This is a genomic window from Variovorax sp. NFACC27, assembly GCF_048301545.1.
Classification (GTDB): domain Bacteria; phylum Pseudomonadota; class Gammaproteobacteria; order Burkholderiales; family Burkholderiaceae_C; genus Variovorax; species Variovorax gossypii.
Window position 1 is genome coordinate 4938315 of the sequence record NZ_CP157613.1, and the last position, 25318, is coordinate 4963632.

A 25318-nucleotide genomic window follows, 5' to 3' on the forward strand; every position below is an offset into this window, starting at 1 on the left:
TTTTTTGTTTGAGCCGGCCGGATCAGCGCCCGGTCATGTTCTCCGGCACCACCCACTGGTCGAACTGCTCGGCCGTCAGGTGGCCCGAGGCGATCGCTGCCTCGCGCAGGCTGGTGCCTTCCTTGTGCGCCTTCTTGGCGATGTAGGCCGACTTGTCGTAGCCGATGTGCGTGTTCAGCGCCGTCACCAGCATCAGCGAACGCTGCACCAGCTCGGTGATGCGCTCGCGGTTGGGCTCGATGCCCACTGCGCAGTGGTCGTTGAAGCTCACCATGCCGTCGGCCAGCAGGCGCACGCTCTGCAGGAAGTTGTGCGCCACCATCGGGCGGAACACGTTCAGCTCGAAGTTGCCCGAGGCGCCGCCGATGTTGATGGCGACGTCGTTGCCGAACACCTGCGCGGCCAGCATCGTCACGGCTTCGCTCTGCGTCGGGTTGACCTTGCCCGGCATGATCGACGAGCCCGGTTCGTTCTCGGGAATGCTCAGTTCGCCGATGCCGCTGCGCGGGCCGCTGGCGAGCCAGCGCACGTCGTTGGCGATCTTGTTCATGCTGGCGGCGAGCGTCTTCAGCGCGCCGTGGGCGTGCACCAGCGCGTCGACGCTGGCCATGGCCTCGAACTTGTTCGGCGCGGTCACGAACGGCAGGCCCGTGAGCTTCGCCAGCTCGGCCGCCACCTGTTCCGCATAGCCCTTGGGCGCGTTGAGGCCGGTGCCGACGGCCGTGCCGCCCAGCGCCAGTTCGCACAGGTGCGGCAGCGCGGCGCGCACATGCGCTTCGCCGTGCGCCAGTTGCGCGACGTAGCCCGAGAACTCCTGGCCCAGCGTAAGGGGCGTGGCGTCCTGCAGGTGGGTGCGGCCGATCTTCACGATGTCGGCGAAGTCCTTCGACTTCTGCTCCAGCGTGGCGCGCAGCTTGCCGATGGCCGGCAGCAGCTTGTGCGTGATGGCCTCGACGGCGGCCACGTGCATGGCGGTCGGGAACACGTCGTTGCTCGACTGGCTGCGGTTCACGTCGTCGTTGGGGTGAACGAGGCGGCCCTCGCCGCGCTCGCCGCCGAGGATCTCGCTGGCGCGATTGGCCAGCACCTCGTTGACGTTCATGTTGGTCTGCGTGCCCGAGCCGGTCTGCCAGACCACCAGCGGAAACTCGCCCGGATGCTTGCCGGCGATGACTTCGTCGGCCGCGGCCACGATGGCGCCGGTCTTCTTCTCGTCCTGCAGGCCCAGCGCGTTGTTGACCACCGCGGAAGCGCGCTTGACCTGGGCCAGCGCCTTGATGATTTCGCGCGGCTGCTGCTCGCCGGAGATGTCGAAGTTCTGCAGCGAGCGCTGCGTCTGCGCGCCCCACAGCTTGTCGGCCGGCACGTCGATCGGTCCGAAGGTATCGCGCTCGGCACGGGTCTTGGGGGAAGTCGTCATGAGAAAAAGCTCCGCAGGATCATGAAAGGTCGCGCCGCTTTCCGGCGCGCTTCGGAGTATCGCCCCGATGAGAGTAGCTCTCATCTGACGAGGGCATTGCGCCATCGCCGACAGAGGCGGCGCCTGCCCTGCCTTGACCTCATCATGTCGAAAAGTTATAATCGATAGCTTCTGACGACCAACAAGTCATGATGATGACGCCGTTGGTCAAGCCTTCACTACTCGCGGATCTCCGAATCCCGTCGCGGTGCAAGGTGCTCCCGCCGGGCACTGCCCGGCAAACCGGCCGGATCTTTCCAGCCCCATTGCCACGTCACGCTCATCCAGTCGGCGCCCCTCGACCAGGCCCGTCGCGCTGCGAATGAAGCATCCGGCGGGCACTGGCTTCGTCGCCCTGTCGTCTTCAGTGCCTGTCGGCAGCCCCTCCATCTGACGGGCTGGGCGTGGTCGCGTCGCCCTTCCGGAGCTTTCGGAGGGTGGCGATCTGTCAACCCTTCACCCAAGGAGCCCCGACGTATGGCCAAAGGAATTCTCATCGACCATGTCTTCAAGGTGTTCGGCGACGAGCCCGAGCAAGCCCTGGAGCTGGTCCGGCAAGGACTTTCCAAGAAGGAGATCCTGGCGCGCACCGGCCAGTCGATCGGCGTGTTCGACGCCACCTTCGAAATCCAGGCTGGAGAAATCTTCGTCATCATGGGTCTCTCGGGCTCGGGCAAGTCGACGCTGGTGCGGCTGCTGAACCGCCTCATCGAGCCGACCGCGGGCCGCATCGTGATCGACGGCGCCGACATCAACGAACACTCCGACATCAAGCTGCGCGCACTGCGCCGAAAAGACATCAGCATGGTGTTCCAGTCGTTCGCGCTGATGCCGCACATGACGGTGCGCGAGAACACCGCCTTCGGCCTCGAACTCTCGGGCACCGGCAAGAAGGAACGCCTCGCTCAGGCCGACAAGGCGCTCGCCCAGGTGGGCCTGGCCGGCTGGGGCGACAGCTACCCCGACGAGCTCTCGGGCGGCATGCAGCAGCGCGTGGGCCTGGCGCGCGCGCTGGCCTCCGACCCGTCGATCCTGCTGATGGACGAGGCCTTCTCGGCGCTCGACCCGATCATCCGCACCGAGATGCAGTCGGAGCTCCTGCGCCTGCAGCAGGAGCAGCGCCGCACCATCGTCTTCATCTCGCACGACCTCGACGAGGCGATGCGCATCGGCGACCGCATCGCGATCATGAAGGACGGCCAGGTGATCCAGGTCGGCACGCCCGACGAGATCCTGCGCAGCCCCGCCAACGACTACGTGCGCAGTTTCGTGCGCGGCGTGGACGCGGCGGCCGTGTTCAAGGCCGGCGACATCGCGCGCAAGCAGCTCACCGTGGTCTGCGAGCACCCCGAGCGCGGCGCGCGCGCGGCGCTCAAGCAGCTGGAAGACCAGGACCGCGACTTCGCCTACGTGACCAGCCCCAACAGGCGCTACCTGGGCACCGTGTCGGCCGACACGCTGCGTGCCGCGCTCGACGGTCATTCCGGCCCGCTGGGCCTGCGCCACGCCTTCCTGAACGACCTCGGCACCATCGACGCCGATGCACCCGTGGCCGGCCTCTTCGGCCAGGTGGCTCAGGCGCCGTGCGCGATGCCGGTGGTGGCAACCGACGGCCGCTTCTGCGGCGCGATCAGCAAGACGACGCTGCTGAAGTTCCTCGACCGCGACACGCCGCCGATCGACCCGGCGCACCAGCCCCAGCAACCTGCTGCCGCAGCAGCCACGGCCGCCATCTGAACGAACTCGAAGGACACAACCGATGAACGACACCGCACTGCCCTCCGAACTCGCCCCGCTGAGCGACGCCGCGACGATGCTGGCGACGCCCGCCCCTGCCTCCGCTCCGATCGATCCGTGGGAAGCCCTGTCGGCCGCGCCCGATGCCTCGGCGACGAGCGCATGGCTCGACGCTCCTGCGCAGCTCGACACGGCCCATCAACTTGCCGGCCAAGCCGACGCCGCGACCGGCGGCTTCCAGCTGCACCGCCTCTGGGACGGCTCGCTTCCGATCGAATCCTGGATCAACAGCGGCCTGGGCTGGGTGGTCGAGCACTTCCGTCCCTTCTTCCAGACCGTTCGCCTGCCCATCGACAGCACGCTGAACTGGGTGCAGGCCATGCTCACCGGCCTGCCCACGCTCGCGATGATCGCGCTCATCGGCCTGCTGGCCTGGCAGTTCGCCGGCCGCGCGCTGGCCATCGGCACCACGGTGGCGCTGCTGCTGGTGGCCATGCTGGGCATCTGGCCCGAGGCGATGGTGACGCTGTCGCTGGTGCTGACCTCGCTGGTCTTCTGCATGGTCATCGGCCTGCCGCTGGGCGTGCTGCTGGCCAGCAGCGACCGGGCGCAGCGGGTCATGCGCCCGGTGCTCGACGCGATGCAGACCACGCCGGCCTTCGTTTACCTGGTGCCGGTGGTGATGCTGTTCGGCATCGGCAACGTGCCAGGCGTGATCGTCACGATCGTCTTCGCGCTGGCCCCGCTGGTACGCCTGACCAACCTCGGCCTGCGCCAGGTGCGCCCCGACCTGATCGAGGCCGCGCGCGCCTACGGCGCCTCGCCGTGGCAGATGCTGGTGAAGGTGCAGCTGCCGCTGGCCATGCCGTCGATCATGGCGGGCATCAACCAGGCGCTGATGCTGTCGCTGTCGATGGTCGTCATCGCCTCGATGATCGCCGTGGGCGGCCTGGGCCAGATGGTGCTGCGCGGCATCGGCCGGCTCGACATGGGCCTGGCGACCGTCGGCGGCCTGGGCATCGTGCTGCTGGCGATCTCGCTGGACCGCCTGACGCAGGCCATGGGCAAGTCGCGCCGCGCCGCCGGCCGCCGCTGGTGGCACACGGGGCCGGTGGGCCTTGCACTGCGGATGCTGCAGCGCGCCGTGGCACCGGGCCGCGCGGATGCCGAGCCGGCACCCGCCCTGTCGACGCAAGCCCAGTGACAGGAGGCCCCGCACACATGATCAAGAAGACCAGACTCATCGCACGCGGCCTGCTGGCCCTCGCCTTCGTGGCCTCGGGCGTGGCCGTCCAGGCCGCCAACGACCTGCCCGGCAAGGGCATCACGGTGCAGCCGCTGAAGAGCTCGCTCGCCGAGGAAGCCTTCCAGACGCTGCTGGTGATGCGCGGCCTCGAGAAGCTCGGCTACAAGGTCGAGCCAATGAAGGACCTGGAGCCCGCCACCGAGCACCTGGCCATCGCCAACGGCGACGCCACCTTCATGGCCAACCACTGGAGCCTGCTGCACGCCGACTTCTACAAGAACAGCGGCGGCGACGCCAAGCTGTGGCGCAAGGGCGTGTACTCCGACGGCGCCGTGCAGGGCTACCTGATCGACCGCAAGACGGCCGAGCAGTACGGCATCACCAACATCGCGCAGCTGAAGGACCCGGCCATCGCGAAGCTGTTCGACACGGACGGCGACGGCAAGGCCGACCTCACGGGCTGCAACCCCGGCTGGGGCTGCGAGCTGGCCATCGAGAGCCACCTGACGGCCTACCAGCTGCGCGACACCGTCACCCACAGGCAGGGCAGCTACGCCGCGCTGATGGCCGACACCATCGCCCGCTTCAGGCAGGACAAGCCGGTGCTCTACTACACGTGGACGCCTTACTGGGTGAGCGCCGTGCTGCGCCCCGGCGCCGACGTTGTGTGGCTGCAGGTGCCCTTCTCGTCCTCTCAGGGCGGCAACGCCGTCGATACGCAGCTGCCCAACGGCAGGAACTACGGCTTCCAGGCCAACCAGGAGCAGATCGTGGCCAACCGGGCCTTCATCGAGAAGAACCCGGCCGCGGCGAAGCTCTTCGAGGTGATGAAGCTGCCGATCGGCGACATCAACGCCCAGAACCTGCGCATGAGCCAGGGCGCCAACACGCAGCAGGACGTGGAGCGCCACACGGACGGCTGGATACGGGTGCACCGGCAACTCTTCGACGGCTGGGTGGAGCAAGCCCGGGCCGCCGCAAGGTAAGCGGGGTAGGCGGGGTAGGCGCGGCGGCTGAGATAATCGGGGGGCGTTTCCACACTCCTAAAAAATCCCCCCACCATGACGACCACGATCCAGCAGGCCGACCTGATCGAATCGATCAGCGCCGCGCTGCAGTACATCAGCTACTACCACCCCGCCGACTACATCGCCCACCTGGCACGCGCCTACGAGCGCGAGCAGAGCCCCGCGGCCAAGGACGCCATCGCGCAGATCCTGACCAACAGCAAGATGAGCGCGACCGGCCAGCGCCCGATCTGCCAGGACACCGGCATCGTCAACGTGTTCCTCAAGGTGGGCATGGACGTGCGCTGGGGCGGCTTCACCGGCAGCCTGGACGACGCCATCAACGAAGGCGTGCGCCGCGGCTACAACCACCCCGACAACACGTTGCGCGCCTCGGTCGTGGCCGACCCGCAGTTCGACCGCAAGAACACCAAGGACAACACGCCCGCGGTGATCTTCACGGAGATCGTTCCGGGCGACAAGCTCGAGGTCACGGTGGCCGCCAAGGGCGGCGGCAGCGAGAACAAGAGCAAGCTGGTCATGCTGAACCCCGGCGACAGCGTGGTCGACTGGGTGCTCAAGACCGTGCCCACCATGGGCGCCGGCTGGTGTCCGCCGGGCATGCTGGGCATCGGCATCGGCGGCACCGCCGAGAAGGCCGCGCTGATGGCTAAGGAAAGCCTGATGGACGACCTCGACATGCACGAGCTGCTGGCCAAGAAGAACTCGGGCGCAGAGCTGAGCAAGGTCGAGGCGCTGCGCGTCGAGCTGTACGAGAAGGTCAATGCGCTGGGCATCGGCGCGCAGGGCCTGGGCGGCCTGGCCACCGTGCTCGACGTCAAGATCCAGATGTACCCCACGCACGCGGCGAGCAAGCCCGTGGCGATGATCCCCAATTGCGCGGCCACTCGCCACGCACACTTCACGATGGACGGCAGCGGCCCCGTGTACCTCGAGGCGCCCTCGCTCGACCTGTGGCCCGACGTGAACTGGGCTCCCGACGAGAAGAAGAGCAAGCGCGTCGACCTCGACAAGCTCACGCCCGCCGAAGTGGCGAGCTGGAAGCCGGGCGACACCCTGCTGCTCAACGGCAAGATGCTCACCGGCCGCGACGCCGCGCACAAGCGCATCCAGGGCATGCTGGCCAAGGGCGAGAAGCTGCCGGTCGACTTCACCAACCGCGTCATCTACTACGTCGGCCCGGTCGACCCGGTGAAGGACGAGGCCGTGGGCCCCGCCGGCCCCACCACCGCCACGCGCATGGACGGCTTCACCGAGATGATGCTGGCGCAGACCGGCCTGATCGCCATGATCGGCAAGGCCGAGCGCGGCCCGGTCGCCATCGAGGCCATCAAGAAGCACAAGAGCGCCTACCTCATGGCCGTGGGCGGCGCCGCCTACCTGGTCAGCAAGGCCATCAAGACCGCCAAGGTGGTGGGCTTCGAGGACCTGGGCATGGAAGCCATCTACGAATTCGACGTGGTCGACATGCCCGTGACGGTGGCGGTCGACGCCGGCGGCACCAGCGCGCACATCACCGGCCCGGCCGAGTGGCAGAAGCGCATCGCCACGGGCGAGTTCAAGACCATCATGATGGAAGAAGCCTGAGTTGAGCCCGATAGGCGTCTTCGACAGCGGTGTCGGCGGCCTCAGCGTGCTGGCCGCGCTGAGGGCCGAGCTCCCGCAGGAGAACTTCGTCTATTTCGCCGACACGGCCTACGCGCCCTACGGCGAACGCGGCGACGCCTACGTGATCGAGCAGTCGCGCAGGGTGATCGGGCACCTGAGGCGCGAACACGGCATCAAGGCGCTCGTCATCGCGTGCAACACCGCCACGACCGCTGCCGTCCACCTGACGCGCGCCGAGAACCCCGACCTGCCGATCGTCGGGCTGGAGCCCGCCCTCAAGCCCGCGGTGGCGGCAAGCCGCACGGGGCACATCTCGGTGCTGGCCACGCGCGGCACGCTGGCCAGCGCCAAGTACGCCACGCTGCGCGCCTCGTTCGGGGGCGGCGCCGACGTGCGGCCGGTGCCCTGCGACGGGCTGGTGAAGGCCATCGAAGGCTTCGACTCGGCGGGCATCGCGGCACTGAGCGAACGCTACATGGCCGAGGCCGGCCCCTTCGGCGACGGGCCCGGCGAGGTCGACACGGTGGTGCTCGGCTGCACCCACTATCCGCTGGTGAAGGACGAGCTGGGCAAGCATGCGCCGGCCACGCTGCGCTTCATCGACACGGGCGTGCCGGTCGCGCAGCAGACGAGGCGCCTTCTCGCGTCCGCGGGCCGGCTTGCCGAGAGCGGCAGCGGCGGTCTCCTACTGCAGAGCAGCGGCGACGTCGCCCTGCTCGAGGCAGCGGCCGCGAAATGGCTCGGGCTTCCCGCCGCGGCCACGGCCTAAGCCGGACCTGAGCCGGACGACGACCGAACCATGCGCCTGCCGCGCCGCATCGCCTTCTGCGCCCTCTTCCTCCTGGGCCTTTCGACGGCCGGCCTGAGCCATGCGGCCTGCGAGAGCGGCCTTGCCGAGCGCATGCACGCCAAGCTGCATCCCAACCGCCAACTCGACGAGCGGCTCGCGGCCTGCAAGATCTGGCCGGCCTTTCCGGGCCGCAGCATCGTCGTTCTGCCGATGCCGCGCGAAACCACCGACCGCGGCGCCAAGGTGTTCGACCTCGAGATCCTGCTGATCCAGCGCCCGGACAACGGCAACACCGACCGCGACACCGTGATCGGCCGGCTCATGCAGCCGGAGGCACTCGACGAGGACGCCACCACCTCGATCCAGGACATCCGCATCGACACCTCGCGCTACGTGCTCTCGCCCGAGGCGCGCGCCTTCGGGCTGCGCGTTCGCTATCGCGGCAGCAACGCGCCGGGCAACCCGCTGGCCAGCGAGACCGTGCGGCTCTACGTGCACCACGGCAAGCAGCTGCGCCAGGTGCTGCAGGAGATCGAACTCGACCACGACCATGGCGGGTGGGATTCCACCTGCACCGGCCACTTCGAGAAGCTGCGCACCATGGTGTCGGTCGGCAAGGGCGGCAGCAACGGCTTTGCCGACCTGCAGCTGTCGCGCACGCTGCTGCAGAGCCGCGCGCAGGAGCAGGAGGACCAGGGCTGCGTGGAAAAAGCTCTGCCTCCAAAGTTCAACACCGTCACGCTGCGCTACGACGGCGAGCGCTACAAGGTGCCGAGGTCGCTCCAGCAGCAGACACCCTGACGCAGGCCTGACCCCGGGGCCGATTTTTCACGGGGCCGTCACACAAAAGTACCAGCATGCGCGGTTTGTCAAAAAGTATTGCCGCGCACAATGAACTCACTCTCCCAGGCCCGCATCCCCTTCAAGCCTCTCCTGCTCGCCGGCGCGCTCGCGCTGATGCTGGGTGCCTGCGGAGGCGGCAGCGGCGGCTCAGGCTTCGGCGGATTCCTGCCGCCCGCCAGCACCAACCCGCCAGCGCCCGCGCAGCCGCCGGCCACGCAACCCCCAGCCGAACCCGACCAGCTCGTATCGAAGGCCCGGTTCACGCCCAATGCGGGCACCACCAAGGGCTCTTCGGACGCATCCACCGCCATCGCCCTGCCCGAGAACTTCATGATCGTGGCGGACGACGAAGCCAACGTGCTGCGCATCTACCCGCGCGGCGGCGGCGCGGCGGTGAAGGAATGGAGCTATGAGCTCGAAGGCCCGAAGCTGGCCAAGGAGCTCGACCTGGAGGCCGGCACGCGCATCGGCGACACGCTGTACCTCACCGGCTCCAACAGCAACAAGAAGGACGGCGCCGACGCGGCCGCCGATCGCTCGCATCTCTTCGCCGTGAAGGTCAGCGGCACCGGCGCGGCCACCGCGTTCGACTATGTCGGCAAGTTCTCGCAGCTGGAGGCCCAGCTGATCGCCTGGGACGTCGGCAACGGCCACGGCCTCGGCGCCAACCGCTTCGGCTTCGCGGTGTCGGCCGGGGCCGGCATCGTGCCCGAGCGCGTCGACGGCTTCTCCATCGAAGGCATGACCAGTTCGCCCGGCGACACCGCACTGTGGCTCGGCTTCCGCGCGCCGCAGACCGGCACCCGTGTGCGCGCCAAGGCGCTGATCGTGCCGCTGCAGAACTACGCAGCCCTGATCGCCGGCACCGCCACGCAAGCCACCTTCGGCGCTCCCATCGAGCTCGAACTGGGCGGCCGCGGCATCCGCTCGATCGACAAGGGCAGCGACGGCAACTACCTGATCGTCGCCGGCCCCGCGGGCGCTGCGAGCCCGGACGTGGACCGCAACTTCGCACTGTTCGCGTGGGATGGCAATCCGAACAGCGCCCCTGTGGAGCTGTCGAACGACCTCGACGCGCTGCGCAAGGAAACGGGCGGCAGCTTCGAATCGACCGTCGAGGTGCCAGGCCCCGTGAAGGCCGGCACGCAGGTCCAGCTGCTGCTGGACAACGGCGACACCAAGTGGGACGGCAAGACTGCGTCCAAGGACCTGCCCGCGGCCGACCAGAAGTTCGACGGCTTCGTCGTGAACCTCGGCAAGCCGTGGGTCGATACCGCCGCCCCGACGCTGAAGAAGTCGATGCCGGCCACCGGCCGCGTGGGCGTGAATCTCGACACCGCGATAACGCTGTCGTTCAACGAGGCCGTGCGTCTGGGCTCCGGCAGCATCGTGCTGCGCAAGGCCGACGGCAGCGTCGTCGAAACCTTCCACTCCAACAGTCCCGCCGCGCGCCTGCAGGTGGCATTCAACGTGCTGAAGCTGGTGCCGACGGCCCCGCTCGAGCTCAGCACCGGCTATTACGTCACGGTGGACGCGAACGCCATCACCGACGCCGCCGGCAACGCCTTCACTGGCATTTCCGACGCCACCAGGCTGAGCTTCACGACGACTGCCGGCGCTACGCCGCTGGTGGCCGGCGACCTGCTCTTCATGGCCGCCAACGCCGAGGCGCCCGATGCCTATGCCTTCGTGCTGCTGAAGGCAGTGAACGGCGGCACGCAGGTGCTGTTCACCGACCGCGACCGCAAGGCGGGCACGACCGAGTTCGCCGGCATCACCAATGAAACGGCCTTCTTCTGGAACGCCGACCAGAACCTGCCGGCAGGCACCATCGTGACGATCCAGACCGACGTCACGGGCAACCCGATCGCGGACAAGGGCTTCACGCTCGGGTCGCCGGGCGGCATCGGCAAGTCGGAAACCGTCTACGCCATCGCGGGCGGCACCATCGCCGGACTGGGCGACGGCGTGGCCGGACAGATCACCGCCGTCGGCAACCATCTCGCGACCATCACGCTCGGCGGTACCGCAGGCACCATTCCCGATGCCGTCACGACGGCCGGCACGGCGTTCAGCTTCACCGTGATGCCCGCGAACCAGACCAACGCGATCTACACCGGCTCGCTCGACCGCTCCGATCTGGCTGCCTTCGCGGCCCGCGTGAAGAACCCGGCGAACTGGACGGTGCGCTATGCGCCGGAGGTCGGCTGGCCGCTGACCAACGACAGCCTGTTCGGCGACAAGCTGCCCTGATCGAAGCCTGGCTTGGCTAGTTGCGCAGCGCGGCCTGGCGGCCGCGCTGCATGTCGATCGGCAGCAGCAGCACCAGCCCAACCACGAAGAGCACGGCCGTCGAGAGGATCGCGATGCGCTGGTTGCCTCCGGTCATCCAGGTGATGGCGCCGAAGCTCAGCGGGCCGACGATGCTCGCCAGCCGCGTCGCGAAGGTCCAGAGGCCGAAGAACTCCGCCAGCTGCAGCGGGGGCGCCAGGTAGCCCGTCATGGCGCGGCCGGCCGACTGGCTCGAACCCATGGCCAATCCCGCGATGGTCGCGGCCCACCAGAAGCCGCCCTTGGTGGTGACCATCGCGGCGATGACGCAGACCGCGATCCACGCGACCAGCGTGCCGGCCAACGAGACCTTGTGGCCGATGCGGTCCTGCACGTAGCCGAAGCCGAAGGCCCCCAGCGATGCCGCGATGTTGAGCACGAAGATCAGCACCATCGTCTCGCTCGCCACGAAGCCGATCACCTGCTCCGCATAGATGGCCGCGAGCGTGATGGCCACCGCTACGCCGCCCTGGTAGCAGACCGTGCATGCCAGCAGCCACATGAAGTCGTGATATGCCCGCGCCTGGCGGTAGGTCGCGCGCAGCTGCTGCCATGCGCCGAGCCCGGTATCGACGGCCCTGGGCTGCGCACGCTCGGGCAGCAGCGCGAAGGTGGCGCATGCGGCCAGCCCGTAGATGGCGGCCGTGATCAGCATCGTGACCGGAACGAAATGCGCCGCAGGCAGGCCCCTGGATTGAGACCACAGCACGTAGGCCAGGCAGATGCCCAGCGCCAACATGCCGCCGACATAGCCGAAGGCCCAGCCCCACCCGCTCACCTTGCCCATTCCCTCAGCCGTGGCGAGCTCGGGCAGGAAGGCGCCGGTGAGCGACTCTCCGTAGGAATAGAAGGCGTTGGAGACGACGATCAGCGCCATCGCGAGCGCAACTCCGGCAGCGCCCGAGAAGCTCGGTGTGACGGCCAGCGCCGCCGTCGCGAAGACGCAGCCGATGGTCGCCAGCACGAGCACCCGCTTCTTGGCCGCGCGCAGGTCGGCCCATGCGCCGATGGCGGGCATCGTGAGCATCACGATGGCATACGAGGTGCTGAGCGCTGCCGTCCACGCAAAGGCGGCCCATGGAGCGCCCTTGGCGATACCGCCCACGAAGTAGGCGGCGAACACCGCGGTGACGACGACCGTGGTGTAGCCCGAGTTGGCGAAGTCGTACATCGCCCAGCCGAACACCTCGCGCTTGCGCACGCCCGGTCTCAGCGCCGAGGCGGGGAACAGGGCCATGCGACGGCCTGGCGGGGTCTTGTTGTGGCGTCTTTTCGCGGAGGAGTGCCGCGGAATCAGTGCAGGTGACGCGGACGGCGGCCGCCGCCATGTCCACCGCCGCTGCCCCCGCTGCCCGACCCACCGGCGCCGCGCGGACGCTTGCCGATCTCGAGCGAGTTCACGAGTGCATCGAAACGGTCGCTGAAGAGCCGATCGATCTCGGCGACCACACCGCCCAGCTCAGAGCCGTCGAAGTGACGCTCCATGAGGTTGACGACGTCTTCCACGAGCAGGTCGCGCTGCACCTGCATGATCGCGGCGGGGTTCGGGCCGACGAACAGCATCAGGAAGTCGTCGCGCGATTCTTCCTCGGGGTCGCCCTCTTCCTCGTCGAAGTCGGTGTCGTAGAAGGTGACCTCGATGGCGGCTCCGCGCTCGGAGAGCTCGTTCAGGCCCATGCACATCTCGTCGAGTGCCTGGCGGAAGTCTTCGTCGCCTGCCACGGTCCAGCACATCTGGAGCACGTGGTCCTTCTGCTCGAAACGGATGCCGGGTTCTTCTTCGTAGCTGCTGGTCGCGCCATCGGCCAGCGACTTGGCACCGGCGTATTTCCACAGCGGCTTGAGCGCTTCCTGGATCTGCTCGAAGCTCACGTCCGAACGCAGCGGCACATCGCCGTGCACATGAATCTCAAATGGAGCGTTGTAGCGAGGCATCTAATGCTCCCTTGTAAGTGTGGTACCCGGAACGGGGGTCGAACCCGTATGCCCCGATTAAGGAAGCGGCGGATTTTAAGTCCGATGTGTCTACCAATTTCACCATCCGGGCGTCAGGTTGGACATCGACGATAACCCAAACAAAACAAGCCCCGGCAACGTCGGTTGGCGGGGCTTGGCAGTCGGAGTCGAATCTGGTTGAACCGAGAGAGTGGAGGCGCGATCCGGAGTCGAACCGGACTAGACGGATTTGCAATCCGTTGCATAACCGCTTTGCTATCGCGCCACGCAGAAATACGAAATCGAACTAGCGAAAAAAAGGGAAGCTGCTGCTTCCCTTTTTCAAAACTGGAGCGGGAAAAGAGTCTCGAACTCTCGACCTCAACCTTGGCAAGGTTGCGCTCTACCAACTGAGCTATTCCCGCGTTTCGAGCCTTGAATTATATACCAGTTTTTCGAGGCTCCACAAGTTTTGCGAAGGGCTCGTCAGTGCTTGACCGAACCTTCCGAAGCCGGCGCCGGCGCGCGCTGCTTGGCCAGTTCGGCCATCGCGGCAGCGGACGCAGCAACCTCCTCGTCGGACAGCGGCTCGGGCTGCTTCTCGAGAGCGATCTCGAGAACCTTGTCGATCCACTTCACAGGCACGATCTCGAGGCCGTTCTTCACGTTCTCGGGGATCTCCTGCAGGTCCTTGGCGTTCTCTTCCGGGATCAGCACGGTCTTGATGCCACCGCGCAGCGCGGCCAGCAGCTTTTCCTTCAGGCCGCCGATGGCGGTGACCTCGCCTCGCAGCGTGATCTCGCCCGTCATCGCGACGTCGCCGCGCACCGGAATACCCGTGAGCGCCGACACGAAGGCCGTCGTCATCGCTGCGCCCGCGCTGGGGCCGTCCTTCGGCGTGGCACCGTCGGGCACGTGGATGTGGATGTCGCGCTTCTCGAACATCTCGTCCTTGATGCCGAGCCGGCGCGAGCGGCTGCGCACCACCGTGCGCGCGGCCTCGACCGATTCCTTCATCACGTCGCCCAGCGAACCGGTGCGGCTGATCACGCCCTTGCCTGGCATGGTGACCGCTTCGATCGTCAGCAGGTCGCCACCGACTTCGGTCCACGCGAGGCCGACCACCTGGCCGACCTGGTTCTGCTTCTCTGCGAGACCGAAGGTGTACTTGCGCACGCCGAGGAACTCGTTGAGGTTCGCGCCGTTGACGGTGACCTTGGGCGTGAGCTGCTTGAGCAGCAGGCCCTTCACCACCTTGCGGCAGATCTTGGACAGCTCTCGCTCGAGCGAACGCACACCCGCTTCACGCGTGTAGTAGCGCACGATGTCGCGCACGGCCTCTTCGGTGACGAACAGCTCGTCGTCCTTCACGCCGTTGTTCTTCATCTGCTTGGGCAGCAGGTACTTGATCGCGATGTTGGTCTTCTCGTCCTCGGTGTAGCCCGAGAGGCGAATGACTTCCATGCGGTCCAGCAGCGCCGGCGGAATGTTCATCGAATTCGAGGTGGCGACGAACATCACGTCGCTCAGGTCGAAGTCGACTTCCACGTAGTGGTCGCCGAAGGTGTGGTTCTGCTCGGGGTCGAGCACCTCGAGCAGCGCGCTCGACGGGTCCCCGCGGAAGTCCGTGCCCAGCTTGTCGATTTCGTCCAGCAGGAACAGCGGGTTGCGCGTGCCGATCTTGCTCAGGCCCTGCAGCACCTTGCCCGGCAGCGCGCCGATGTAGGTGCGGCGATGACCGCGGATCTCGGCTTCGTCGCGCATGCCGCCCAGCGCCATGCGGGTGTACTTGCGGCCGGTCGCCTTGGCGATCGACTGCCCCAGCGAGGTCTTGCCCACGCCCGGAGGTCCAACGAGGCACAGGATCGGCGCCTTGACCTTGTCCACGCGCTGCTGCACCGCGAGGTACTCGAGGATGCGGTCCTTGACCTTCTCGAGGCCATAGTGGTCGGCGTTGAGCACCGCCTCGGCGTTGGCCAGGTCGTGCTTGATCTTGGTCTTCTTGCTCCATGGCAGGCCGATCAGCACGTCGATGTAATTGCGCACCACGGTGGCCTCGGCCGACATGGGCGACATGAGCTTGAGCTTCTTGAGCTCGCCCTCGGCCTTCTTCAGGCCTTCCTTGGACATCTTCGCGAGCTTGATCTTCTTCTCGATCTCCTCGATGTCCGCGCCCTCTTCGCCTTCGCCGAGCTCCTTCTGGATGGCCTTGACCTGCTCGTTGAGATAGAAGTCGCGCTGGTTCTTCTCCATCTGGCGCTTCACGCGGCCACGGATCTTCTTGTCGACGTTCAGGATGTCGACTTCGCGCTCGAGCTGGCCGAACAGGTTTTCCAGGCGCGCCTTGACGTCGTCGAGGTCGAGCACGGCCTGCTTGTTGTCGAGCTTGAGCGGCAGGTGAGCGGCGATGGTGTCCGCGAGGCGGCCCGGATCGTCGATGCTCGAGATCGAGGTGAGGATCTCGGGCGGGATCTTCTTGTTCAGCTTGACGTACTGGTCGAACTGCTGCATCACGGCACGGCGCAGCGCCTCGACCTCGGTGCCCTTCTCGCCGCCTTCGGGCGCCTCGACAGGCGTCACGTTGGCCGAGAAGTGGGTCTCGCCGTCATCGATGCGGTTCACGCGGGCGCGCTGCTGGCCCTCGACCAGCACCTTCACGGTGCCGTCGGGCAGCTTGAGCATCTGCAGGATGGTCGAGACGCAGCCGACCTCGAACATGTCCTCGACGGAGGGCTCGTCCTTGGCAGCAGCCTTCTGGGCCACCAGCATGATGCGGCGCTCCGCCTCCATGGCGAGTTCGAGTGCCTTGATGCTCTTGGGGCGCCCCACGAACAGCGGGATCACCATGTGCGGAAACACCACGACGTCGCGCAGCGGCAGCAGCGGCAGGTCGAGGGCTTCGGGAGGCAGAGGGGTGTGGCCAGACATGCAAATCCTTCGCGTCTTTGGCTTTAAGCCTTTTTCGCCGCTTCGCGATACACGAGCAGCGGGGGCTTGTTTTCGTCGATGGTCGATTCCTCGACCACCACCTTGTCGACATTGGTCGCGTTCGGCAACTCGAACATGGTGTCGATCAGCGACTGTTCAAGGATCGATCGCAAACCGCGCGCACCGGTCTTGCGCGCCAGCGCCTTCCGGGCGATCGCCTTGAGCGCCGCCGGGCGGATCTCGAGGTCCACGCCTTCCATCTGCAGCAGCTTGGTGAACTGCTTGACCACGGCGTTCTTGGGCTCGGTCAGGATCTGTACCAGCGCATCCTCGCTGAGTTCCGCGAGCGATGCGACCACGGGCATGCGGCCCACGAGTTCGGGGATCAGCCCGAACTTGATCAGGTCCTCGGGCTCGACTTCGCGGAACACCTCGGTGATGCTGCGCTGCTGCTTGCTCTTGACCGAAGCGCCGAAACCGATGCCCGAGGCCTCGGTGCGGTTTTCGATGACCTTCTCCAGACCCGCGAACGCGCCGCCGCAGATGAACAGGATGTTGGTCGTGTCGATCTGCAGGAAATCCTGATTCGGGTGCTTGCGTCCGCCCTGCGGCGGCACGCTGGCCATGGTGCCTTCGATGAGCTTCAGCAGCGCCTGCTGCACGCCCTCACCCGACACGTCGCGCGTGATCGAGGGGTTGTCGGACTTGCGCGAGATCTTGTCGATTTCGTCGATGTAGACGATGCCGCGCTGTGCGCGCTCGACTTCGTAGTTGCAGCTCTGCAGCAGCTTCTGGATGATGTTCTCGACGTCCTCGCCGACGTAGCCGGCTTCGGTCAGCGTGGTGGCGTCAGCCATCACGAAGGGCACGTCGAGCATGCGCGCCAGCGTCTGCGCCAGCAGCGTCTTGCCCGAGCCGGTGGGGCCGATCAGCAGAATGTTGCTCTTGCTGAGCTCCACGTCGTCGCCCTTGGCCTTTTCCTTGTGGCGCAGGCGCTTGTAGTGGTTGTAGACGGCCACCGACAGCATGCGCTTGGCCGGCTCCTGGCCGATCACGTAATTGTCGAGGTTGGCCTTGATCTCCAGCGGCGTCGGCAGGTCGTTGCGCGACTCGCGCGCTTCCTCACCCGCCGGGAGTTCGTCGCGGATGATCTCGTTGCAAAGGTCGATGCACTCGTCGCAGATGAAGACCGAAGGGCCCGCGATCAGCTTCTTGACCTCGTGCTGGCTCTTGCCGCAGAACGAGCAATAAAGCGTTTTTTCGCTGGAGGAGCCTTTTTTATCGGCCATGGACATTTGCCTCGTTACAGGGTAGGGACAATGATAACTAAACAAAAACGGCGTTTCCCGTGTGGAAAACGCCGTTTTTTGCCATTTGGCGCCCTCGGCGCCGGCGTTCAACCGCGCTTGGCGACGACCTGGTCGACCAGGCCGTAGTCCTTGGCCTCGTCGGCCGTGAGGAAATAGTCGCGTTCGGTATCGGCCTTGACCTTTTCCAGCGGCTGGCCGGTGCGTTCGGCCAGGATGCGGTTCATCTGGTCCTTGGTGCGCAGGATGTCGCGCGCGTGGATCTCGATGTCGGTCGCCTGGCCGCGTGCGCCGCCGAGCACCTGGTGGATCATGATCTTGGAGTTGGGCAGCGAGAAACGCTTGCCCTTCTCGCCGGCCGCCAGCAGGAAGGCGCCCATGCTGGCCGCGAAGCCCAGGCACATGGTCGACACGTCGGGCTTGATGAACTGCATGGTGTCGTAGATGGCCATGCCCGCGCTCACGCTGCCGCCCGGGGAGTTGATGTAGAAGGAAATGTCCTTGTCCGGGTTCTCGCTCTCGAGGAACAGCAGCTGGGCCACCACGAGGTTGGCGGTCTGGTCGTTGACCTCGCCCACCAGAAAGACGATGCGCTCCTTGAGGAGGCGCGAATAGATGTCATACGACCGCTCGCCGCGGCCGGATTGCTCGATGACCATCGGGATCATGCCGAGGGCCTGGGTTTCCTGTGCGCTCATGTATTTGCTCTCCGGGAAATGGAATCGTTCGCTGTTTCTGAACTGTACGCCTGAGTGAAATGGGGCTCGTGCCGCAAAGCACAAGCCCCATCGGCGTAGCGGGCGGCGACGGAAATCAGCCTTGCTGCTGAGCCATCAGTTCGTCGAACGACACCGACTTTTCGTTGACCTTGGCCTTGCCGAGGACGAAATCGGTCACGTTGTTCTCGATGACCACGGCTTCGACTTCCGCCAGGCGGTTGTTGTCGCTGAAGTACCAGCGCACCACGTCGGCCGGCTTCTCGTAGCTGGCGGCCAGCTCGTCGATGTGGGCCTTGATCTGCTCGGGCTTGGCCTGCAGGTTGTTGGCACGCACCAGCTCAGCCACCACCAGACCCAGGCGCACGCGGCGCTCGGCTTGCGGGCGGAACACTTCGTCGGGGATCGGGGCCTTGTCGGCGTCCTTGATGCCGCGCTGCTTCAGTTCGGCGCGGGCGCCTTCAACCATGCGGCTGACTTCCGACTGCACGCTGGCGTTCGGCAGGTCGAGCTCGGCGTTGGCCACCAGGGCGTCCATCACGGCGTTCTTGTTGCGGGCCAGCAGGCGGAACTTCACTTCGCGCTCGAGGTTGCGCTTGATGTCGGCGCGCAGGCCTTCGACGGTGGCTTCGGCGATGCCGAGCGACTTGGCGAGCTGCTCGTTGACTTCGGGCAGGTTCGAGGCTTCGATCTTCTTCACGGTGACGAGGAAGTCGGCCTGCTTGCCGGCCACGTCCTTGCCGTGGTAGTCGGCCGGGAACGACAGCGGGAAGGTGCGGCTGTCGCCAGCCTTCATGCCGCGCACGGCGTCTTCGAATTCCTTCAGCATCTGGCCTTCGCCGACGACGAACTGGAAGTCTTCGGCCTTGCCGCCCTGGAAGGGCTCGCCGTCGATCTTGCCTTCGAAGTCGACGGTCACGCGGTCGCTGTCCTGAGCGACGGCGTCTTGCGCGCGCTGGGCGAAGGTGCGGCGCTGCTTGCGCAGGATGTCGAGGGTCTTGTCGATGGCGTCTTCGCCGACTTCGGCCGACAGCTTCTCGACTTCGGCGCCCGACAGGTCGTTGATCTTGACGTCGGGGAACACTTCGAAGATCGCGTCGAAGGCCAGTTCGCCTTCAGGTGCGTCTTCCTTCTCGGTGATGCGGGGCTGGCCGGCGACGCGCAGCTTGGCTTCGTTCGCGGCTTGCGAGAAAGCCTCGCCGACCTTGTCGTTCATGACTTCGTAGTGCACCGAGTAGCCATAGCGCTGGGCCACGACGTTCATCGGCACCTTGCCGGGGCGGAAGCCGTCCATCTTGACGGTGCGCGCGAGCTTCTTGAGGCGCGAATCGACTTCGGACTGGATGGTGCCGACCGGCAGGGTCAGCGTGATCTTGCGTTCGAGCTTCTCGAGAGTTTCAACGGTCACGGTCATGATGTCTTCCTTGTGAGGGGGCTGTTGCGCGGGGCCTGCGTCTTTTTACCGATACAGATCAAGGACTTGCACGCGCTAGCGGGATTTATGCGGAGGCACACGCGTGCCGCCTGCAAAACTGGGCAACCCATGATTCTAATCGGCTGGAAGCGCCCGTTTTGAGCGGGTCGGCGACCAGCTGCAGCAGAGATTGCGCACCACGCCCGGATTCATGGCCGATTTCGCCTTTACAGTGGCTGCGATTCGACATTTCCCCAAGGAACGAATGCCCATCCTCTTCCAGCGACTGTTCGCCGCCCTCGCCCTCGCCTTCGCCCTGGTCCTCGTGTTCGGCATGCCTTCGCCCGCGCTGGCCAAGACCACCGCGGCGCCGGCGGCAGCGGCGAAGGAGCCGACCATCCAGCAGATCTACGAAGCGGCAAGCAACGGCAGGATGGCCGATGCCGACGCGATGATCGCGAAGGTGCTGAAGAACCATCCGAAGAGCGCGAAGGCCCACTACGTGCACGCCGAGCTTCTTGCGATGAAGGGCGAGCTCGACGATGCCAGGGACGAACTGGCCCTGGCCAAGGAGCTGTCGCCCGGATTCAAGTTCGCGAAGGCCGAGTCGGTCGCCAAGCTCGAACGCAAGCTGGAGAAACCGGTCGAGACCAAGCCCGAGCCACCGCCCGTACCCAGCCCGGCTGCAGCATTGGCATCCGGCAAGACGGATACGGGCTCATCGTCCGGCCCGATCCCCTGGGGGCCGATCGGCATCGTGGCGCTGTTCGTCGTCGCCTATGTGGTCTTCCAGCAGCGCCGCCGCGCCACCACCTTCGAGGTGCCTGCCCCCGCCGGGAGCGGAACCAGGTTCTCCAGGCCCACCAGCGATTCGTCAATGGGCTACGGCAGGACGGACGACTACAGGGACTACGGCTCCGCCCCTCCCACCCCCAGCCAAGGCCCCGGCATCGGCGGTGCACTGGCCGCGGGCGCCGCGGCGGGCGTCGGCGCGGTGGTCGCGGGCGAGCTGCTGCGCCACATGCTGAACGACCGCTCCGACGACCATCGGGGCAACACGACCAACATCTTCAACAACCACCGCCACCACGACACCGGCAACGACAGGATGGGCAGCAGCCTCTGGCCCTCGTCCGATCCGGAGCCGGAGCGGCAGGTCGATCGCAGCTTCGTGGACAACAACTTCGGCATCAGCGACACGAGCTCGTGGGACGACTCGAGCAGCAGCAGTTCCGACAGCGGAAGCAGCGACAGCGACAGCAGCAGCAGCGACTGGTAGAGCGGAAAAAAGGAAAAGAAAAAGCCCCGCTCCTTGCGGAACGGGGCTTCATTGCTGCTCGATAGAACGGGCTACGTGCAGGGCTGGTGCGCGGGGCCGGACTCGAACCGGCACGTTCTTGCGAACGTCAGGACCTAAACCTGGTGCGTCTACCAATTTCGCCACCCGCGCGATGCCAATCTTTTTTCAGGTGAATGCAAAAGCGGACGGGCTTTTCGCACCACGGATTCCCGTGGGCCAAAGACCATCCGCTTGAAATCGGTCAGCCTGCGATTTTAGACGCTAATCGGCACCGTTTCCGGCTCGCGCTTCACGCGGAACGCGGCGGCGTACATCGCGGGCAGGGCAAGCAGGGTCAACACCGTTGCCACGATCAGCCCACCCATGATTGCAACGGCCATCGGCCCCCAGAAAACGCTGCGCGACAGCGGGATCATCGCCAGCACCGCCGCGGCAGCGGTCAGCACGATCGGCCGCAGCCGCCGCACCGCCGACTCCACGATCGCGTCCCACGCCGGCACGCCCGCCGCGCGGTCGAGCTCGATCTGGTCGATCAGGATCACGGCGTTGCGCTGGATCATGCCCATCAGCGCGATCACGCCCAGCAGCGCGACGAAGCCGAAGGGCCGGTTCAGCACCAGCAGCGCGCCGGCCACGCCGGCGATGCCCATCGGGCCGGTGATGAACACCAGCAGCGAGCGGCTGAAGCTGTGCAGCTGCAGCATCAGCAGCGTGAACACCAGGAACAGCATGATCGGCACGCCGGCCACGATGGAGGCCGAGCCCTTGCTGCTTTCCTCCACCGCGCCCGCCACCTCGATGCGATAGGCGCCCTGCCCGGCCGCGACCCAGCCGGCCTCGAGCTCACGCAGCTTCGGCAGCAGTTGCGCCGTCACGGTCGCGCCCTGCAGGCCTTCGATCACGTCGCCCTGCACGGTGATGGCGTAGTCGCGGTTCTCGCGCCACATCACTCCCGGCTCCCAGGTGAACACCGGCTTGGCGATCTGCGTGAGCGGGATCGAACGGCCCGAGGTCGTCGGGATGTATGCATTTCCGATGTCCGAGATGGCCTGGCGCTCGTCGGGCGCCTGGCGCAGCACGATGTCTATCAGCAGGTCGTTCTCGCGGTACTGGCCCACGGTGGTGCCGCTGAACATGGTCTTGGAAGCCTGCGCGATGGCCTGGCTCGTCACGCCGAGCGCGCGGGCCTTGGCCTGGTCGATCTCGAGGCGGATGACCTTCACCGACTCGTTCCAGTTGTCGTTCACGCCACGCATGTTGGCGTTGTCGCGCAGCACGGCCTTCACCTCGTCGGCATGGCCGCGCAGCAGCGCCGGGTCGGGCCCGATCACGCGGAACTGCACCGGGTACGGCACCGGCGGGCCGTTGGGCAGCAGCTTGACGCGGCCGCGCACCTCGGGGAATTCCTGCGCCAGCACCTGCGGCAGCTTGATGCGCAGGGTCTCGCGCACCTTCAGGTCCTTGGCGAGCACGATCAGCTGCGACACGTTGGTCTGCGGAAACACCTGGTCCAGCGGCAGGTAGAAGCGCGGCACGCCCGAGCCGATCCAGGTGCTGACGGTGCTCACGCCGGCCTCCTGCATGACGCGTTTCTCGACCCGCTTGGCCACTTCCTCGTTCGCGGCGAACGAGGTGCCTTCGGGGAACCAGATGTCGACCAGGATCTCCGGCCGGCTCGAATCCGGGAAGAACTGCTGCTGCACCTTGCCCATGCCGAAGATGCCGAGCGCGAAGATCAGCACCGTGGCGCCGATGGTCATCCAGCGGTGCTGCACGCACCAATTCACGGTGGAGCGGAAGGCGTTGTAGAACGGCGTGTCGAAGAGCTCGTGCGGCGGCGCATCGGGGTCGTGCGGCTTCACCTTGAGCAGCAGCGTGCCGAGGTAGGGAACGAAGTACACCGAGACGATCCACGACAGCACCAGCGCGATCACCGTCACCGCGAAGATGGCGAAGGTGTACTCGCCCGTCACCGACTTGGCGATGCCGATCGGCAGGAAGCCCGCCGCGGTGATGAGCGTGCCCGTGAGCATCGGCTTGGCCGTCACGTCGTAGGCGAAGGTGGCGGCGCGGACCTTGTCGTAGCCCTCCTCCATCTTCCGCACCATCATCTCGACCGCGATGATCGCGTCGTCCACCAGCAGGCCCAGCGCGATGATGAGCGAGCCCAGCGATATCTTGTGCAGCCCGATGCCGAAGTAGTTCATCGCCAGGAAGGTCACGGCCAGCACCAGCGGAATGGTGATCGCCACCACCAGCCCCGGGCGCATGTCGACGTACCAGCCGAAGCGCCCGCCCTTGTGCAGGCCCAGCGAGATGATGCTCACGGCCAGCACGATGGCCACGGCCTCGATCAGCACGCCGACGAACTCGTTGACCGAGCTCGCCACCGCCACCGGCTGGTCCTGCACCTGCGCCAGTTTCACGCCGGCCGGCAGGCGCTGTTCGATGGTGACGGCGGTGGCCTTCAGCGCCTTGCCCAGCGCGATGATGTCGCCGCCCTTGGCCATCGACACGCCCAGGCCGATCACTTCCTTGCCCTGGTGGTGCATCTTGACCGTGGGCGGATCGACGTAGCCGCGGTGGATGTCGGCGATGTCGCCGAGCTTGAGCTGGTTGCCCGAGCTGCCGCGGATGGGCATCTCGCGCAACTGGTCGACGCTGGTGAACTGGCCTGCAACGCGTACCTGCACCACGTCCAGCGGCGACTGGATCGTGCCCGCGCTCTCGATGGCGTTCTGCGAGCCGAGCTGCGAGAGCACGGCATTGAAGTCGAGCCCCAGTTGCGCCAGGCGCTTCTGCGAGATCTCGATGTAGACCTTCTCGTCCTGCACGCCGAACTGGTCGACCTTGGCCACGTCCTTCACGCGCAGCAGTTGCTGGCGCACGTCGTCGGCCAGCGTCTTGAGTTCGGCGTAGCTGAAGCCTTCGCTCTCCAGCGCGTAGATCACGCCATAGACGTCGCCGAAGTCGTCATTGAAGAACGGCCCCTGCACACCGGCGGGCAAGGTGGCGCGCATGTCGCCGATCTTCTTGCGCACCGTGTACCAGACGTTCGCTACCTCGGTGGACTTCGACGAGTCCTTGATGTTGAAGATGATCTGCGACTCGCCGGGCTTCGAATAGCTGCGGATCTTGTCGGCGTACGGCGCCTCCTGCAGCGTACGCTCGAGCTTGTCGGTGACCTGCTCGGCCACCTGCTGTGCGGTGGCGCCGGGCCAGTAGGTCCGCACCACCATCGCGCGGAAGGTGAACGGCGGGTCTTCGTCCTGTCCGAGCTGGAAGTACGCGAACGCACCCAGCACCATCAGCACCACCATCAGGTAGCGCGTGAGGGGCGCGTGGTCCAGCGCCCATTTGGAGAGATTGAAGCCGGAGGGCTTGTCGTTGGGGTTCGCCGCGCCGCCGCTCATTTGGCGGCACCCGCTGCGATCTCCTTGTTCGTCGCGGCAACGGCCGTGACCGGCTGCACGGACTCCTTCGCACCGGCATTGGCGGCGGCCGCGGCCGCCTCCTTGGACTGGTAGATGGTGACCTTCTGACCCGGCGACAGCACATGCACGCCCGCGGCCACGACCATCATGCCGGGCGAGATGCCGCCGGCGATCACGGCCTCGTTGCCGTCGGCCGTGGCCACCTGCACGGGCTGCGAGCGCACCGTCATGGTCGACTTGTCGAGCACCCACACGGAAGTGCCCTTGCCCTCCTGGCGCAGCGCGCTGGTCGGCAGCTTCATCACCGGGGCGCTGGAGTGAGCCAGCGCCTGCGGACGCGCATAGACGGTGGCACCCAGCGGCGGCGCGGTGGCGGCATCGATGGCCACCTTGACCGAGTAGGTGCGCGTGACCGCATCGGCGCTCGCCGCCACCTCGCGCACCTGGCCCTGCAGCTCGTTGCCGCCGGACCAGCCGCGCACCGTCACGGGCGAGCCTGTCTTGATCAGCGTGGCCCGGTCTTCGGGCACTGCGAACACCACGTCACGGGCGCCGTCCTGCGCGATGCGCACGACCGGCGTGCCGGCCTGCACCACCTGGCCGGGCTCGGCCTCGATGGCGGTGACGATGCCGGCCACGTCGGCCACCAGCGTCGTGTAGTTGGCCTGGTTGCCCTGTGAGGCGAGTTGCGCCTGCGCCTGCTCGAGCTGGGCCTGCGCGGCCTTCCAGGTGGTTTCGCGGCGCTCCAGCTCGGCTCCGCTGATGAAGTTCTGCGACCGCAGTTCGGTGTAGCGCTTGAGGTCGGCGGCTGCCAGGTCGCGGTTGGTCAGCGCGGCGGCCTGCTGGGCGCGTGCTGCTTCGGCGGCGAGACGGTAGTCCTGCGGATCGAGCTGGGCCAGCACCTGGCCGGCCTGCACATGCTGGCCGAGTTCGGCCTGCCGCCTGGTGATCTTGCCGCCGACGCGGAAGCCCAGTCGCGATTCGACCCGGGCGCGCACCTCGGCCGAAAACTCGGGCTGGGCGTCGAACTCGCTCGCCCCCACGGTCACGAACTTGACCGCGCGGACCGGATCCTCGGCTGCGGGTTTAGGCGAACAGCCAGCCAGAAAGATGGCGGGAAGCAGTAGCCAGGCGGCACTGCGGAGGCGGGACGGGAAGACGGCGGAAGCGGTCATGAGACACCCTGGAAAGGACGAACCGGGCCATTACTGACCCACTGGTTAGTAATCTAGGGTAAACGTG

At 66.5% G+C, this 25318-nt stretch carries 17 protein-coding genes and 4 tRNA genes; 8 read left to right on the forward strand and 13 right to left on the reverse strand.

Annotated elements, in window-relative coordinates; translation table 11 throughout:
• Positions 1–22: 22 nt before the first annotated feature.
• Complete coding sequence (fumC, locus tag ABL840_RS23150; protein WP_093306287.1) at positions 23–1420, reverse strand: class II fumarate hydratase; 1398 nt, start codon at positions 1418–1420, stop codon at positions 23–25.
• Positions 1421–1936: 516 nt separating this feature from the next.
• On the opposite strand from fumC, the gene proV reads away from it, so the two are divergent.
• From proV to ABL840_RS23185, 7 genes are all read left to right on the forward strand, one after another.
• The gene (gene proV, locus ABL840_RS23155) at positions 1937–3196 is read left to right on the forward strand and encodes a glycine betaine/L-proline ABC transporter ATP-binding protein ProV (protein WP_093306285.1); all 1260 of its coding nucleotides are present in this window, start codon (positions 1937–1939) and stop codon (positions 3194–3196) included.
• A gap of 22 nt (positions 3197–3218) precedes the next feature.
• The gene (proW, locus tag ABL840_RS23160; RefSeq protein WP_176947592.1) at positions 3219–4400 is read left to right on the forward strand and encodes a glycine betaine/L-proline ABC transporter permease ProW; all 1182 of its coding nucleotides are present in this window, start codon (positions 3219–3221) and stop codon (positions 4398–4400) included.
• Between the two features lie 17 nt (positions 4401–4417).
• Entirely contained in the window at positions 4418–5428 is a 1011-nt protein-coding gene (gene proX / locus ABL840_RS23165; RefSeq protein ID WP_093306283.1) for a glycine betaine/L-proline ABC transporter substrate-binding protein ProX, read from the forward strand.
• Between the two features lie 75 nt (positions 5429–5503).
• A complete protein-coding gene (locus ABL840_RS23170) occupies positions 5504–7057 on the forward strand; it encodes a fumarate hydratase (RefSeq protein ID WP_093306281.1) in 1554 nt (517 codons plus the stop codon).
• Position 7058: 1 nt separating this feature from the next.
• Positions 7059–7847, forward strand: coding sequence for a glutamate racemase (gene murI, locus ABL840_RS23175; protein WP_093306278.1), 789 nt, complete (start codon positions 7059–7061; stop codon positions 7845–7847).
• Between the two features lie 30 nt (positions 7848–7877).
• Positions 7878–8669 carry a hypothetical protein gene (locus ABL840_RS23180; RefSeq protein ID WP_093306276.1) on the forward strand — a complete coding sequence of 264 codons (792 nt, stop codon included), beginning with the start codon at positions 7878–7880 and terminating at the stop codon, positions 8667–8669.
• A gap of 90 nt (positions 8670–8759) precedes the next feature.
• Positions 8760–10964, forward strand: a complete 2205-nt coding sequence (locus tag ABL840_RS23185) for an Ig-like domain-containing protein (protein WP_093306274.1) — start codon at positions 8760–8762, stop codon at positions 10962–10964.
• Positions 10965–10980: 16 nt separating this feature from the next.
• Here ABL840_RS23185 and ABL840_RS23190 read toward each other — a convergent pair whose 3' ends face one another.
• The 9 genes from ABL840_RS23190 to tig form a co-directional block, all read right to left on the reverse strand.
• Complete coding sequence (locus tag ABL840_RS23190) at positions 10981–12279, reverse strand: MFS transporter (RefSeq protein ID WP_093306272.1); 1299 nt, start codon at positions 12277–12279, stop codon at positions 10981–10983.
• A 56-nt stretch (positions 12280–12335) separates the two neighbouring features.
• On the reverse strand, positions 12336–12977 hold the full coding sequence (locus ABL840_RS23195; RefSeq protein ID WP_093306269.1) for a DUF6806 family protein: 642 nt from the start codon (positions 12975–12977) through the stop codon (positions 12336–12338).
• A gap of 20 nt (positions 12978–12997) precedes the next feature.
• Positions 12998–13089 (reverse strand) — tRNA-Leu (locus ABL840_RS23200).
• A 100-nt stretch (positions 13090–13189) separates the two neighbouring features.
• A tRNA-Cys gene (locus tag ABL840_RS23205) sits at positions 13190–13263 on the reverse strand.
• 63 nt (positions 13264–13326) lie between these two features.
• Positions 13327–13402 (reverse strand) — tRNA-Gly (locus ABL840_RS23210).
• Between the two features lie 61 nt (positions 13403–13463).
• A complete protein-coding gene (gene lon / locus ABL840_RS23215; protein WP_093202580.1) occupies positions 13464–15905 on the reverse strand; it encodes an endopeptidase La in 2442 nt (813 codons plus the stop codon).
• Between the two features lie 23 nt (positions 15906–15928).
• A complete protein-coding gene (gene clpX, locus ABL840_RS23220) occupies positions 15929–17194 on the reverse strand; it encodes an ATP-dependent Clp protease ATP-binding subunit ClpX (RefSeq protein ID WP_093202582.1) in 1266 nt (421 codons plus the stop codon).
• A 107-nt stretch (positions 17195–17301) separates the two neighbouring features.
• The gene (clpP, locus tag ABL840_RS23225; protein WP_093202585.1) at positions 17302–17910 is read right to left on the reverse strand and encodes an ATP-dependent Clp endopeptidase proteolytic subunit ClpP; all 609 of its coding nucleotides are present in this window, start codon (positions 17908–17910) and stop codon (positions 17302–17304) included.
• A gap of 115 nt (positions 17911–18025) precedes the next feature.
• The gene (tig, locus tag ABL840_RS23230) at positions 18026–19342 is read right to left on the reverse strand and encodes a trigger factor (protein WP_093202586.1); all 1317 of its coding nucleotides are present in this window, start codon (positions 19340–19342) and stop codon (positions 18026–18028) included.
• Positions 19343–19607: 265 nt separating this feature from the next.
• Between tig and ABL840_RS23235 the strand changes: the two genes are divergently transcribed.
• The gene (locus tag ABL840_RS23235) at positions 19608–20621 is read left to right on the forward strand and encodes a tetratricopeptide repeat protein (RefSeq protein ID WP_093306267.1); all 1014 of its coding nucleotides are present in this window, start codon (positions 19608–19610) and stop codon (positions 20619–20621) included.
• Between the two features lie 84 nt (positions 20622–20705).
• On the opposite strand, the gene ABL840_RS23240 is transcribed toward ABL840_RS23235, so the two are convergent.
• The 3 genes from ABL840_RS23240 to ABL840_RS23250 all read right to left on the reverse strand — a co-directional run bounded on the left by ABL840_RS23240 (position 20706) and on the right by ABL840_RS23250 (position 25251).
• Positions 20706–20792 (reverse strand) — tRNA-Leu (locus tag ABL840_RS23240).
• A 104-nt stretch (positions 20793–20896) separates the two neighbouring features.
• On the reverse strand, positions 20897–24055 hold the full coding sequence (locus tag ABL840_RS23245) for an efflux RND transporter permease subunit (RefSeq protein ID WP_093202590.1): 3159 nt from the start codon (positions 24053–24055) through the stop codon (positions 20897–20899).
• The gene (locus ABL840_RS23250; protein ID WP_093306265.1) at positions 24052–25251 is read right to left on the reverse strand and encodes an efflux RND transporter periplasmic adaptor subunit; all 1200 of its coding nucleotides are present in this window, start codon (positions 25249–25251) and stop codon (positions 24052–24054) included. The genes ABL840_RS23245 and ABL840_RS23250 overlap by 4 nt, the downstream gene beginning before the upstream one ends.
• Between the last annotated feature and the right edge of the window lie 67 nt (positions 25252–25318).

What these genes read in the sequence shown, in the direction of transcription:
- fumC (WP_093306287.1), bottom strand. Translation starts at nt 1,420, where the DNA reads ATGACGACTTCCCCCAAGACCCGTGCCGAGCGCGATACCTTCGGACCG.
- proV (WP_093306285.1), top strand. Translation starts at nt 1,937, where the DNA reads ATGGCCAAAGGAATTCTCATCGACCATGTCTTCAAGGTGTTCGGCGAC.
- proW (WP_176947592.1), top strand. Translation starts at nt 3,219, where the DNA reads ATGAACGACACCGCACTGCCCTCCGAACTCGCCCCGCTGAGCGACGCC.
- proX (WP_093306283.1), top strand. Translation starts at nt 4,418, where the DNA reads ATGATCAAGAAGACCAGACTCATCGCACGCGGCCTGCTGGCCCTCGCC.
- ABL840_RS23170 (WP_093306281.1), top strand. Translation starts at nt 5,504, where the DNA reads ATGACGACCACGATCCAGCAGGCCGACCTGATCGAATCGATCAGCGCC.
- ABL840_RS23180 (WP_093306276.1), top strand. Translation starts at nt 7,878, where the DNA reads ATGCGCCTGCCGCGCCGCATCGCCTTCTGCGCCCTCTTCCTCCTGGGC.
- ABL840_RS23185 (WP_093306274.1), top strand. Translation starts at nt 8,760, where the DNA reads ATGAACTCACTCTCCCAGGCCCGCATCCCCTTCAAGCCTCTCCTGCTC.
- ABL840_RS23190 (WP_093306272.1), bottom strand. Translation starts at nt 12,279, where the DNA reads ATGGCCCTGTTCCCCGCCTCGGCGCTGAGACCGGGCGTGCGCAAGCGC.
- ABL840_RS23195 (WP_093306269.1), bottom strand. Translation starts at nt 12,977, where the DNA reads ATGCCTCGCTACAACGCTCCATTTGAGATTCATGTGCACGGCGATGTG.
- lon (WP_093202580.1), bottom strand. Translation starts at nt 15,905, where the DNA reads ATGTCTGGCCACACCCCTCTGCCTCCCGAAGCCCTCGACCTGCCGCTG.
- clpX (WP_093202582.1), bottom strand. Translation starts at nt 17,194, where the DNA reads ATGGCCGATAAAAAAGGCTCCTCCAGCGAAAAAACGCTTTATTGCTCG.
- clpP (WP_093202585.1), bottom strand. Translation starts at nt 17,910, where the DNA reads ATGAGCGCACAGGAAACCCAGGCCCTCGGCATGATCCCGATGGTCATC.
- tig (WP_093202586.1), bottom strand. Translation starts at nt 19,342, where the DNA reads ATGACCGTGACCGTTGAAACTCTCGAGAAGCTCGAACGCAAGATCACG.
- ABL840_RS23235 (WP_093306267.1), top strand. Translation starts at nt 19,608, where the DNA reads ATGCCCATCCTCTTCCAGCGACTGTTCGCCGCCCTCGCCCTCGCCTTC.
- ABL840_RS23245 (WP_093202590.1), bottom strand. Translation starts at nt 24,055, where the DNA reads ATGAGCGGCGGCGCGGCGAACCCCAACGACAAGCCCTCCGGCTTCAAT.
- ABL840_RS23250 (WP_093306265.1), bottom strand. Translation starts at nt 25,251, where the DNA reads ATGACCGCTTCCGCCGTCTTCCCGTCCCGCCTCCGCAGTGCCGCCTGG.